The organism is Brevundimonas staleyi, from assembly GCF_041893865.1.
Taxonomy (GTDB): domain Bacteria; phylum Pseudomonadota; class Alphaproteobacteria; order Caulobacterales; family Caulobacteraceae; genus Brevundimonas; species Brevundimonas staleyi.
On record NZ_CP169082.1, the window covers coordinates 3,360,107 to 3,372,860 of the forward strand.

Sequence of the window (12,754 nt, forward strand, 5' to 3'; positions counted from 1 at the left end):
TAGAGTTATGGTATGCAGTCGTGCCTAATGCAATCTGCAATGGAAGCCGACGAAGTCGAACAACGAATACGGGTCAAGCGGGGCGGCCAGTCGTCGTCGCCTCGGCGCAAGCGCGCGACAAAGTCCGACGTCGCCACGCCCCTGCCGACAGCCGAGGATACACCGCCCGCGCCCGAGGTCGAACCGCCCCCTTCCGCCCAGGGCGCGCCTCAGCCCGCACCAGCGCCGCGCCGTTCGCCCGTCCTGAGGCCTAGACCCGCGCCGCGCCCCGGAGCCCCGATGAACGGGCTTCTGGCGCTGACGGTCGCGTCCCTGTTCACCCCGTTCCAGTTCGCAACCGGGGTGGCGACCGTGCGCCCCTTCGACGCCCTGGCCGCCGTCCTGTTCATGGCGGCCCTGACGCATCTGAACCGCATGCGATCCGACCGGACCGCGATCGAGCTCTGGATTTTGCTCCCTTATTTCGGCTGGCACGCCCTCTCGGCCTTCACCGTCTCGGCCCAGAACGGCCTTCGGGAGACGATCCAGATCGCGGTCGTTCTCCTGTTCGCCATCAGTCTGCTGATCCTCAAGGACAGGCTGAATGTCCGCCAGGTCGGTCGCCATCTGCTGATCGGCCTGTTCGCCGTCATGCTCTTCAACGCCGCCTATCACATCGCCATCGGCCATACGGGCGGATGGAAGACGCTCGGCGACGCCAAGCTCAGCATGACCTTCCTGCCGGTGGTGCTGGGGCTGTTCCTGGTCTTCCGGCCCGGCTGGCGGCTGGGCCTGATCCTGTGGCTGACGACCGGGGCGGTCATCCTGTTGTCCGGCGAGCGCAAGGCCTTGCTGGTCTTCGGCGTCCTGAGCGCCCTCGTCTACGGGCGGGGTCGGCTCGTGACCATGACCGCCATGCTGGCCTTCGGCGCCCAGGCGCTGCAGCTTTTCGCCCTGGCCACCTCCAACGCCTACCTGACCCGCCAGATCGACACCCTGTTCAACCCGCCGACCACCGACCTGCCCCTGGAGGCCCTGGCCCGAGGCGGGACCGTCGAAAGCCTCAGCAACGCCCAGCGGATATTCTCCCTCAGGCTCTCGGAGGACCTGTTCAGCCAGCATCCGCTCTTCGGCATCGGCACCAACGTCTATGTCCACTACGTCCAGCAGATGTTCCCCTACGCCCCGGCCTACCTGCGCCTCGGCATCCACGGCGAGTTCCAGCGGGTGACGGTGGAGAACGGGCTTCTGGGCTTGGGCCTCTATCTGGCGATCTTCGCCGTCAGCTTCGGCCGCATCGCCGCCCTGATCCGCAGGCTCCCGCGCCCCGCCCGGCGCACCTACACCCTGGCGGCCCTGGTCCTGATCCTGCCCTGTCTGGTCTCCCTGTCGCTGGAGGCCGCCGCGACCCGCTCCTTCCTGGTGCTGATCGTCCTGTCCTTCGCCCCGGACCTGATGCGCCGAGCGGCCGAGATGCAGGGGCTTCTAACCTGGCGACCGAGACCCGTTCGAACATGGCGGGTTCCGCTGGACGACTCTCGCTCCTCCGTTCACTGAGTAACCGTCATTTCTGCATCACCGCGCCGTCGTACGGACGATGCCAAGCGTAGCTACGGGACATGACAGCAACAGGGGCTGTTTCATGTTCACACGCACTTCGACCAAGACGATCCTCATGGGCTGCGCCGCCGCGTGCGCCCTGGCCACCACCGCCAACGCCCAGGCCGCCGGCGAGCAGACGCAACTGGATGAGGTCGTCGTGACCGCCCAGCTGCGCGCCCAGGACCCGATCGAGGTTCCGTTCGCCCTGACGGCCTATAGCGGCCAGTTCCTGGAGAACCTGGGCGTTCAGGACTTCGAACAACTGTCGGCCTTCGTGCCCGGCCTGCTGGTTCAGAACCAGTCGCCGAACAACCCGGGCTTCCAGATCCGCGGCCTGACATCGGACTCGACCGGCGCCTCGGACGAGCCGCGCGTGTCGATCTATCAGGACGGCGTGTCGATCTCGCGGGCGCCCGGCGCCTTCGTCGAGCTGTTCGACGTCCAGCGCGTGGAAGTGGCCAAGGGTCCGCAGTCGACCCTGTACGGTCGCGGCGCCCTGATCGGCGCGATCAACGTGATCCAGAACAAGGCCGATATCGACGGCTTCGACGCCGAGGGCCGCGCCGCCATCGGCAACTACGACTACCGCATGGCCGAGCTGATGGTGAACATGCCGATCAGCGATGTCGCCGCCCTGCGCCTCGCCACCCGGCTGAAGAGCCGCGACGGCTATGTCGAGAACCTGTTGGGCGGCGCTGACTACAATGGCGTGGACACCCAGGCCTTCCGCCTCTCGGCCGCGTTCGAGCCGTCGGACGCCCTGCGCGTCGACGTGATCGCCAACTATCAGCAGGACACGCCGTCCGGCGTCAGCTTCCGCTCGATCTATTACAACCCGCAGGACCCGAACACGGGCGCGGTTCTGAGCACCGACCGTTCGCCACACTCGCCCGCCGCCCTGACGCCGGGATCGGGCCTGCCGGGCGGGTCGAAGCTGGGCATCGACCGCGAGGTCTGGGGCGTGACGGGTCTGGTCCGCTATGACCTGTCCGACAGCCTGACCCTGAACTCGGTCACCGCCTACCGCACCTTCGACACGGCCGAGAGCTTCGACCCGGACGGCATCTCCCTGCCGATCCTGACGGGCATCGGCATCTCGAACGGCGAGCAGTGGAGCCAGGAGCTGCGCCTGAACTTCGACAACGGCGGCGCCTGGTCCGGCTTCGTCGGCGGCAGCTATTTCCGCGAAGAGAACGACTCCTCCTCGCCGATCGAGATCGACGAGCGTCTGGCCCTGGCCCAGCTGGCCGGCGTGCTGGACGGGACGCCGACGGCCGTCCTGCCGACCTTCCTGCCGCGCCCGGTCCTGACGTCGCAGGCCTTCCTGCAGCCGCTGCTGGCCGGTCTGGGCGTCCCCGCCGCCGCCCGCGCCGGCATCGCCAACAATCTGAAGGCCAACCACCAGGAAACGGCGGCGACCCGCACCGAGCTGGAATCCTTCGACGTGTTCGGCGACCTGACGTGGAAGCCGACGGATCGCCTCGAGTTCGCGGCGGGCATTCGCTACACCTCGGACAGCAAGACGACCGAGTTCGGCTCGTCGGTGCTGAATGGACGTTCGATCGCCGGGGGTCTGCTGGCCGTCCAGCAGGTGCAGGGCCAGATCAACCAGCTGATCGCCGTGGGCACCCCGGCCGCCCTGGCCCAGGCCGCGGCGCTCGGCGCCTTCGCCACCGGTCTGGTGACCCAGCTGGCGACGCCGGGCGCGGCCACCGCCCCGGTCTCGGCCGCCTTCCCGCTGTTCGGCCTGACCTTCCAGCCGACGGCCGGCAACGGCGGCACGACCGCCCGCGACCTGAACGACGACGGCCTGACCTATCGTCTGACGGGCCGCTATGCCGTGTCGGACGACGCCAGCGTCTATGCGACCTATGCTCGCGGCCGCCGTCCGGCGGTCCTGGCCGTGACCGTGCCCGCGACCCCGTTCGGCGCGCCGGTCTTCACGGAAGTGCCTGCGGAGACCGTCAACAGCTATGAAGTCGGCTTCAAGTCGGCGCTGATGGATCGTCGCCTGCGCCTCGACGGCGCGGTCTACGCCTACCAGTACGACAACTTCCAGACGACCGAACAGGTCGGCACCCAGTTCATCACCACCAACGCGGGCGAGGCCGAGGCCTATGGCTTCGAGGGTCAGGTGAACTATATGGCCGCCGACTGGCTGGATGTCTTCGCGACCTACGGCTTCAACCGCGCGCGTTTCACGACCGGCGCCCGCGACGGCAACCGTTTCCGCCTGTCGCCCGACCACCGTGTTTCGGTCGGCGCCCTGGCCCGCTTCCCGGTCGCGGCCGGCGCCCTGGAAGTCCAGCCGACCTACAGCTGGCAGTCCAAGGTCTTCTTCGACGACAACAACGACCGTTCGGACCTGCAGCGCACCGCCTTCGTGCCGGACACCCTCGTCGACGAGTTCCAGAACAGCTACGGCCTGCTGAACCTGCGGATCCGCTATGTCCCGACCGACGCCAACTGGTCGGTCGAGGCGTTCGGCGACAACCTGACGGACGAGACCTTCATCAAGGACGCCGGCAACACGGGCGACAGCCTGGGTCTGCCGACCTTCATCGCCGGCCAACCGCGCACCTACGGTGCGATGCTGACCATCCGCTACTAGACCAGGCCTGACCTTCGACGGCGCCCCGATTCTCCGGGGCGCCGTTTCCTGTTTCCGACGGAGTTTCGCCATGACCATCGACCGCCGCGGCCTTCTGGGCCTGATCGGGGCCGGCTCCGTCGCCACGCCCGCCTTCGCCGCCCCGGCGCAGGGTGGAGCCGTCAGCTTCCAGCACGGCGTCGCCTCGGGCGATCCGGACATGTATTCGGCCGTGTTCTGGACGCGGGTCACACCGGCGGATGCGTCGGGCGGCGACATCGAGATCACGCTGGAAATCGCCAGCGGCGGCGACTTCGCCAACATCGTGCGGACATCGTCGGGCCTGCGCGCGCGGGCGTCGCGGGACTTCACGGTCAAGCACGACCTGGACGGTCAGGGTCTGGAGCCTGCTACCGAGTATTTCTATCGCTTCAAGGCGGGCGAGGTCGTCTCGCCGGTCGGACGGGTGAAGACCCTGCCGCAAGGCTCGACGGCCGATGTCGTCCTGGGCGTCGCCTCATGCCAGCTTTATCCCGGCGGTCTGTTCAACGCCTATGACGCCATGGCCAAGGAGCCGCGTCTGGACGCCGTCGTGCACCTGGGCGACTACATCTATGAATATGGGGCCGAGCCGGACGACTACGGCCTGTCGACCGGCGCCGCGCTGAGCCGCATTCCGCAGCCGCCGCACGAGATCCTGACGCTCGAGGACTATCGGCTGCGTCACGCCCAGTACAAGTCCGACCCCGACCTGCAGGCCGCCCACGCCCGCGCCGCCTTCATCTGCGTCTGGGACGACCACGAGGTGGCGAACGACGCCTGGTCCATGGGCGCCGAGAACCACACCGAGGCGACCGAGGGCGCCTATTCCGAACGCAAGGCCACGGCGCTTCGCGCCTATTACGAATGGATGCCGATCCGCGAGCCGAAGGCCGGGCTGTCGCTGGATCACATCAACCGCAGCTTCGAGTTCGGCGATCTGGCCACCCTGGCCATGGTCGAGACGCGGCTGCTGGCCCGCAACAAGCAACTCGACTACGCCACCGACATGCCGGTCGTGGACGGGGTTCCGGACCTGGCGGCCTTCAACGAGACGCTGAACGCCGAGGACCGCGACCTGCTGGGCGAGGCACAACGCGACTGGCTGAAGGGCGTGCTGGCGGCGTCGAAGGCGGCGAACAAGCCGTGGCAGGTGCTGGGCAACCAGGTCGTGATGGCCCGCGTCATGGGACCGGACGTGACCAAGATCGCCTCGAAGGAAGCGATCAACGACATGCTGGCCGGCCTGCCGGAAGAGGTGCGCGCAGGCGTGGGCCAGATGATCCAGCTGTTCAAGCTGGGCGTGCCGTTCGGTCTGGACAGCTGGGACGGCTATCCCGCTGGGCGCGAGCGTCTTTATGCGGCCTTCAAGGAGGCCGGGGTCCAGCCCATCGTCCTGGCCGGCGACAGCCACGCCTATTGGGTCAACGAGCTGAAGGACGCAGCCGGAGAGCGTCGCGCGGCGGAGTTCGGCACCAGCGCCATCTCCAGCCCGTCGCCCGGCGATGCGGTCGCACCGCTTCCCTTGGGACCGCTGCTGTCGGCCAAAAACGACGAGGTCGTCTTCTGCGACCAGACGGCCAAGGGCTACATCCTGCTGACCCTGACGCCCGAACGGGTGGAGGCGAAGCTGCAGAGCGTGTCCACCATCATGGCCAAGCCCTATGCGGCACGCACGCTGTCGACCTGGGTGGTGACGCGGGACGCGGACGGGATCACGGCGCCGACCAAACTCTGAACCGCACCACCGGAACGGTCGCGATCGCGCGACACACGCCCTGATGGAATATTGAAATTCCTCGGCAAACTGACGGTTTGCCGAGGTGTCGTTCATGCGTCTTCAAGGCTTGACGGTCAGGATCATGGAGGGGGATTTCCATGGCCGACGACACGATGACCGCACCGACCGGCCTGGACACACTGCAATTCTGTCTGGCGACCGAACACTCGCCCATCGGCACGGCCCTGGTCGGGCTGGACGGCAGCTGGTTGAACGTGAACGCGGCGCTGAGGAATTTTCTCGGCTATCGCGCCGAGGAGTTCGCCGGCCTCACCTTCCAGGATATCACCGACGCGGCCGATCTGGACGCCGATCTGGCGCTGCTGGAACAGTTGCTGGCCGGGGAGATCCCTTCCTACCAGATGGAGAAGCGTTACGTTCGCAAGGACGGTCAGCGGGTGTGGGCGCGGCTGACGGTGTCGCTGGTGCGGGACGAGGCGGGCGCGCCCCTGTTCTTCATCTCACACGTCCAGGACATCAGCGCCAAGAAGGCCGGCGAGGCGGAGCGGCAGCGGCTGACCGACCGGGCGACCCTGGCGGTGCAGGCCGCGCGGATCGGCATCTGGGAGTGGGAGCTGGAGACCAACGCCCTGTCCTGGTCGCCCGAGATGTTCGACCTGTTCCGGGTGTCCGATCCGGGGCGGCCCATCGATTTCGAGTTCTTCGGTCGCAACCTGCATGAGGACGACCGCGAACCGCTGAACGCGAGTATCGCAGCGGCGCTGGAGACCGGAGCGCTGGACACCGAGTTCCGCATCCGCTGCCTGGACGGCGACATCCGCATCATCAAGGTTCTGGCCAAGGTCTATCGGACGACGGACGGCAGGGCCAAGCGGCTGATCGGCGCCAATTGGGACATCACCGAGGCCCGCAATCTGGCGCTTCGAGCCGAGGCCGCCAGCCGGGCCAAGTCGCAGTTCCTGGCGGTCATGTCGCACGAGATCCGCACGCCGATGAACGGCATCCTGGGCATGACCCAGGCCATGCGGGCCGACGACCTGCCCGCCGTGCAGCGCGAGCGTCTGGACGTCATCGCCGAGTGCGGGGACAGCCTTCTGACCATCCTCAACGACATTCTGGACCTGTCCAAGGTCGAGGCCGGCAAGCTGGAGATCGAGGCGGTGCCGTTCGACTTGCGGCGCGTGCTGACCAGCGTCGTGGCGGGCTATGCGCCGTCGGCGGAGGATCGGGGTCTGGACCTGACGCTGGATCTGGATGCGGCGGACGGCCTCTATCTGGGCGACCCGACGCGGGTGCGGCAAATCCTGACCAACCTGGTGTCGAACGCGCTGAAGTTCACCGAACGGGGCGGCGTCTCCTTGAAGGCGCGGCGCACAGCCGAGGGTCTGCGGCTGGAGGTCGCCGACACCGGCAAGGGGATGGACGACGAGACCTTGGGGCGGATCTTCAAGCCCTTCGCCCAGGAGGACGCCTCGACGACGCGGCGCTTCGGCGGGACGGGTCTGGGCCTGTCCATCGTGCGCCAGCTGGCGGTCCTGATGGGCGGAGACGTGGCGGTGTCGAGCCGTCCGGGGTTCGGGTCTCGCTTCACCGTGGACCTGCCGGCCGAGTATCTGGGCGAGGTCGTCGAGGCGGCCGAGGAGATCGGCGGCGAGATCGAACAGGGGGCGGCGATCCGCATCCTGGCGGCCGAGGACAATCTGAACAATCAGCTCGTCCTGAAGACCCTGTTGGGTCAGATGGGGGTGGACGTGACCCTCGTCGCGGACGGCGAGCAGGCGGTCGAGGCCTGGCGTCGCGAGGCCTGGGACGTCGTTCTGATGGACGTGCAGATGCCGGTGCTAGACGGGTTCGGCGCGACGCAGCGCATTCGGGCGATGGAAGCCGCCGAGGGACGGGCGCGCACGCCGGTCATCGCCCTGACCGCCAATGCGATGGACCACCACCGGGCGGAATGTCTGGCGGTCGGCATGGACGGGCTGGTGGCCAAGCCGCTGGACATTCGTCTGTTGATCACCGCGATCGAGGCGGCCGTGTCGGGCGTTCGGACCGAACTCGCCGCCTGAGATCAGGCCGCCGGCTGTCGGCGGACGAAGGCGTCGTAGACGTGGGTGGTCTCGGCGAAGGTGACGCGCGCGGGCTGGCCGGCGAACGGCTGGTGCGAGAACCAGGGCTCGGTCAGGGCGGCGGCGATCGGGTCGCCGATCTTGTCGACGTTCCAGCCGAGCAGAAGACGCCCGCCGGGCCGGAGGATGCGCGACAGGGCCTGGAGGCATTTACGCTGTTGATCCGGGGCGTCGACGCCGAAACCCAGAACCCCGTTGCAGACGATGGCGTCGAACATCTGATCGCCGAAGAGGACATCGGCCTCGCAGATGTCGCCGGTGCGGTGGCGGCCCTCCACGCCCCAGCGGGCGGCGTCAGGGTCGATGTCGGTGGTCCAGACCTCGCCGCCCTGGGACGACAGGACCGGATAGTCGTCGGCGGTATAGGCGCGGCAACCGACCCACAGGATCTTGCCGGCCTCTTCGGCGAAGGCGGGGATATAGGCCTCGGCCAGGAGCTTGCGGTCCGGCAGTTCGCGGATCTTGCGCGCGCGGCGGCTCTTCATCGCCGTGACGCCCGCTTCGCCCTTGAAGAGCCTGGTCAGAAACGTGCCTGCGCCCACTGAATGATTCCTCGCCTCGAATACGACTTCGGGCCGGATGGACGCAAAGTCCAGCCGGCCCGTCGAAGATCGTCGCCGTGAGACAACGCCGATCTATCCAGAGGGCGTTCAGGAGACAGCCTCTGGAATGGTGTGACGCACTCAGGTCCCGGTCAGGGCTCCCTGAATGCGTGAGGTCGCCCAGGCCCAGCGTCGACCGGACGGCAGGGCCGCCGAGATCATCTGGAGCATGGAATTCTTGCGAGGCGGCGGCACCCGGCGGGTCACCAGATCCTCGCGCAGCTTGTCCAGCTGGGCCGCGCGAACGGCCGGCGTGTGGTTGGCCATGACGAAGGCCTGGCCGCCGCGGGCCAGTTCGAGGCGACGCGCGGGATCCCGGATCAGGTCAGTCAGGGCCTGGACCAGGGCGGGCGTCTGCGGATCCTCGACATAGACGGCATAGGGGCCGCTGGCTTCGCGCAGACCGCCGCGTCCCGACGAGATCAGGGCGGCGCCGGCGGCGTGGGCTTCAAGCGCCGACAGGCCCAGAGCCTCGGCAACGAAGGACGGGGTGACGGCGATGGCGGCGCGGCGGGTGACGGCCTTCACCGTGTCCAGCGAGGCGGACTTGTGGATGGCCACGCGGTCGCCGAAGCGGGCCAGCGGAACCAGACGCGGCTCGGCCCAGTCGGCATGGCGCTCGAAATCGCCCAGCATCAGGGCGGCCTTCCAGTCGGGGAAGCGATCCAGCACGACCTCCAGAGCCTGACACAGGGGCTCCAGCCCCTTCTCCTCCATGGCGCGGCCCGAGAAGACGATCAGGTTGTCGCGGTCGGTCGGATCGGCGGTCCAGCCCCGGACGTCGATCGGGTTGCAGATGGCCGAGGCGCGGTTGGCGAAGCGCGGATAATCGGCGGCGAACTCGGCACGGGCGGCCTCGCTGACGAAGACCAGACGGTCGAAGGCGGCCAGACGGGCGCCGTAGCGCATCCGGTTCACCAGGCCGCGCGCGGGCTTGATGCGGGTGTGGCGGTACAGGACGTGGACCCGGCCCGGCAGACGACGCGCCAGGGACGCCGAGGATTCCAGCTGCTGGTGATACTCGACGTAGTCGGGGTTCAGGCTTTCCAGGGTGCGGGCGACGGCGTCGGCGCGACGCGTCTTGCCCAGACCTTCCGGAACGGCGACGAGATCCGGCAGGGCCGGATCGGGAGCGCCGGCGTCGCAGATCACGTGGGTCAGGGTCTTCAGTCGGCTGGGAGCCAGAAGGGCGCCGGCGACCGTCTCCATCGAGTTCGGCTTGGCCCGGCTCATCTGGGACCCACGGGGCATGACGACGGCGACACGCATACTCAGGCTCTTTGTCCGGCGAACTGGGCGGGGGTCTGGGAGGTCGAGCGACGACGCGCGCGTGGGCCATTCAGGCCCAGCAGGCGGCGGACCTTGTACTGGGTGCGGACCCAGCCCTCGGCGGGCGAGCGCTTGATGCTCTTCACGTCGATGCACGTCAGGTCTCCCTGCCCGGACAGGGTGTGGAAACCGTCCACGTAGCCGTCCAGGAGATCGTAGGCGTCCCATCTCCTAACGACCGAGGCCTCGAAGGTTTCCGCAGTAAGCGCTTCGATCCGCGCACATTGATCGCCGCGCCGTAGGTTTCGGCACAGTCCTGGACCGGCAGATGCAGGACGCCGTCGACCTCGAACGCCGTGCCGCCGGGGCGCGAGGCGTGGAAGCCGGAACAGACCGGATTGCCGGAATGCGGGGTCCAGGGACCGGTCAGGGCGTCGGCGTATGCGACGTGCAGTTCGCGCATGGCGCGATCGGCCGGACCCGGCAGGGCGTAGAACATCCACCACCGGCCGCCGTGCTTCACGACGGTCGCGTCGATGGCGGGAACGTCGAGGATGCGGTGCGCCGGCTCCCACTGATCGGGGAAGCGGACGCAGCGATACAGGGTCAGGCCGCCGGACTTGTAGCCCTCGGGCAGCATGTAGAGTTCGCCGCCGTCCTCGATCAGCGAGGGGTAGGACAGGTGATAGGGCTCGGCCAGGGCGACGCCCTCGCCGACCAAGGCGTTCGAGGCGTCGTACTGGAAGTAACGGATCTCGCCGCGACGGCTGCGATAGTCGAAATGTTCGGCGAAGACGGTCAGGCGGCCGTCACGCTCGATCGCGAACGGATCGGCGACATAGGCGAAGGGACCCTGGTCCGGCAGCCAGGTCACATCGCGCGCGACCATGCCGCCGGCGTGAACGCCGGCGAGTGATCGTCTGACGAAACCCGAACGCCAAAGGTCGTACATCAAGCCCTCATCGACGGCCGCGATCGCGGCCTCAGAGAAAAGACGTCGCGACACGGCGACCGCCTCAAAGAAAAATGCTCTGAATCATCAAGGCCGCCGAAGGACCGAGGCGCTTGCCTCATCAATTCCGGCGCGGCATTACCTCTTCACGGTGAATCCTTGCGCGCTGGGGCGTTCGGAGGGACCGGAGACGAAAGGATTTCAGGGCTTTGACCGCGCCGCCAGCACCCGCGTTGCTGACGACCTATTTCGAGCAGCGAGAAGCGATGCGTCGCTTCTTCCAGGCGCGCCTGGGCCCCGCCGCCGACGTCGAGGACCTGTTGCAGGATCTCTATCTGAAGGTGGTCGGCATCGACGCCGACGCGGAGGTGCGCGAGCCCCGCGCCTATCTCTATCGACTGGCGTCCAACCTGATGATGGATCGCTGGCGGTCGGGGCGGCGGTCGTCAGCTCGCGACGCCGCCTGGCGCAACGTCGCCCACGTCGCCGGACCGACCGAGGACCTGGACGACGCCCCTTCGGCCGAAGCGGTCGTGCTGGGCCGGGAGAAGCTGGCGATCCTGTTGCAGGCGGTGGACGCCCTGCCCGACAAGACGCGCGCCATCTTCCGCCTGCACAAATTCTACGAGCTGAGCTACGCCGAGGTCGCCCGGAACCTGAGCGTCTCCAAGAGCACCGTTGAAAAGCACATGATGAGCGCGCTTAAGGTCCTTACCGCCAAGGTGGGACGATGAAAGCGGGTATCGGCGAAATTTATGCGACCTTTGGTGGAGGCGCCCCCATGGCGGCGCCGTCTAAGGGTCAGACGTCGGCGCGGCCGACGCGAACCCGGCTTCCGCACGCATGACCACCCAAGACATCCACGATCAGGCCTTGAACTGGTTCGTCCGGCTAAGCGACGCCGACGCGCCGGAAAGCGCCTGGCTGGATTTCCGGACCTGGCTGGAGGCGGACGCCGCCCACGGCAGGGCCTATGACCTGATCGAACAGGTCTGGGTGGCCCTTGAGGACCAGCCGACCGCCGAGGTCGTCGTGACCCCGATCGCGGCGAACGATTCCGCCCCCCTGCCGCGCGGCGCCCGCTCCGGCCGGGCCTGGCTGGCGCCCCTGATGGCGACGGCGGCGGCGGCGGCGGCCGTGATGGTGGTCGGCCTGTGGCCCGAAATCAGCGGCGAAGGCCGGTTCGCGACCTACAGCACCGCCGACGCTCCGCGCGAGGTCGTGCTGTCGGACGGGTCGCGTCTGTCGATGAACCGGCATTCCGACCTGCGCGTCCGCATCGGCAAGCACGACCGCGAGGTCGAGATGACCGGCGGCGAGGTCGCGTTCGACGTCACGCACGACGCCTCGCGCCCGTTCACCATCGCGGCCGACGAGCATGAAATCCGGGTCCTGGGGACCGCGTTCAACGTCCTGAGCCACGGCGGGCATTTCGCCGTGGGAGTCCAGCGTGGCCTGGTCGCCGTCTCGGGGGCCGCGATGGCCCAGCCGGTTCGACTGGGCGTCGGCGAACAGATGGTGCAGGACGGAACGACGGCCGTCGTCATGTCCAGCGTCGATCCTCTGCAGACCTCCACCTGGCGCGAGGGGGTTCTGGTCTATCGGGAAGCCGAACTGGGCAAGGTCGCCGACGACCTGTCGCGTTATCTCAACAAGCCGGTTAATGTGTCGGAGTCCGCCCGGGCGCTCCGTTTCACCGGCGCGCTTCGTATCGGCGACGAGGATACGATGTTGAGACAGTTGCAGGATTTCGTTCCGATCAGGGCAACCCGAGCGAACGACGGGATTCGCCTGACGGCGCGTGACGGCGGGTAGACCTGCGCGTCGCCGATCGGCGACTCCCTGGGCGATCCT

The 12,754-nt window shown here is 67.9% G+C and carries 10 protein-coding genes; 6 read left to right on the forward strand and 4 right to left on the reverse strand.

The genetic code is table 11. The features are described from left to right. Positions 1 to 39: 39 nt before the first annotated feature. The 4 genes from ACETK8_RS17050 (at position 40) to ACETK8_RS17065 (ending at position 8,017) form a co-directional block, all read left to right on the forward strand. Positions 40 to 1,536: an O-antigen ligase family protein gene (locus tag ACETK8_RS17050; RefSeq protein ID WP_374037007.1), complete on the forward strand. Its 1,497-nt coding sequence runs from the start codon at positions 40 to 42 to the stop codon at positions 1,534 to 1,536. Between the two features lie 85 nt (positions 1,537 to 1,621). Then, a complete protein-coding gene (locus tag ACETK8_RS17055; protein ID WP_374037008.1) occupies positions 1,622 to 4,192 on the forward strand; it encodes a TonB-dependent receptor in 2,571 nt (856 codons plus the stop codon). Between the two features lie 70 nt (positions 4,193 to 4,262). Then, positions 4,263 to 5,948 (forward strand): alkaline phosphatase D family protein, encoded by a 1,686-nt coding sequence (locus tag ACETK8_RS17060; RefSeq protein ID WP_374037009.1) that lies wholly within the window; start codon positions 4,263 to 4,265, stop codon positions 5,946 to 5,948. Positions 5,949 to 6,088: 140 nt separating this feature from the next. Beyond that, entirely contained in the window at positions 6,089 to 8,017 is a 1,929-nt protein-coding gene (locus ACETK8_RS17065; RefSeq protein ID WP_374037010.1) for an ATP-binding protein, read from the forward strand. 2 nt (positions 8,018 to 8,019) lie between these two features. On the opposite strand, the gene ACETK8_RS17070 is transcribed toward ACETK8_RS17065, so the two are convergent. The 4 genes from ACETK8_RS17070 to ACETK8_RS17085 all read right to left on the reverse strand — a co-directional run bounded on the left by ACETK8_RS17070 (position 8,020) and on the right by ACETK8_RS17085 (position 10,900). Next, positions 8,020 to 8,619, reverse strand: a complete 600-nt coding sequence (locus ACETK8_RS17070) for a class I SAM-dependent methyltransferase (RefSeq protein WP_374037011.1) — start codon at positions 8,617 to 8,619, stop codon at positions 8,020 to 8,022. Between the two features lie 141 nt (positions 8,620 to 8,760). After that, positions 8,761 to 9,948, reverse strand: coding sequence for a glycosyltransferase family 4 protein (locus tag ACETK8_RS17075; RefSeq protein WP_374037012.1), 1,188 nt, complete (start codon positions 9,946 to 9,948; stop codon positions 8,761 to 8,763). A gap of 2 nt (positions 9,949 to 9,950) precedes the next feature. Beyond that, on the reverse strand, positions 9,951 to 10,094 hold the full coding sequence (locus ACETK8_RS17080; RefSeq protein ID WP_374037013.1) for a hypothetical protein: 144 nt from the start codon (positions 10,092 to 10,094) through the stop codon (positions 9,951 to 9,953). Between the two features lie 11 nt (positions 10,095 to 10,105). Further along, on the reverse strand, positions 10,106 to 10,900 hold the full coding sequence (locus tag ACETK8_RS17085) for a glucosamine inositolphosphorylceramide transferase family protein (RefSeq protein WP_374037014.1): 795 nt from the start codon (positions 10,898 to 10,900) through the stop codon (positions 10,106 to 10,108). Positions 10,901 to 11,166: 266 nt separating this feature from the next. Here ACETK8_RS17085 and ACETK8_RS17090 point away from each other — a divergent pair, with 266 nt between their 5' ends. Both ACETK8_RS17090 and ACETK8_RS17095 read left to right on the forward strand, forming a co-directional pair. After that, a complete protein-coding gene (locus ACETK8_RS17090; protein WP_374037015.1) occupies positions 11,167 to 11,634 on the forward strand; it encodes an RNA polymerase sigma factor in 468 nt (155 codons plus the stop codon). A 109-nt stretch (positions 11,635 to 11,743) separates the two neighbouring features. Beyond that, positions 11,744 to 12,715 (forward strand): FecR family protein, encoded by a 972-nt coding sequence (locus ACETK8_RS17095; RefSeq protein WP_374037016.1) that lies wholly within the window; start codon positions 11,744 to 11,746, stop codon positions 12,713 to 12,715. Positions 12,716 to 12,754 lie beyond the last annotated feature (39 nt).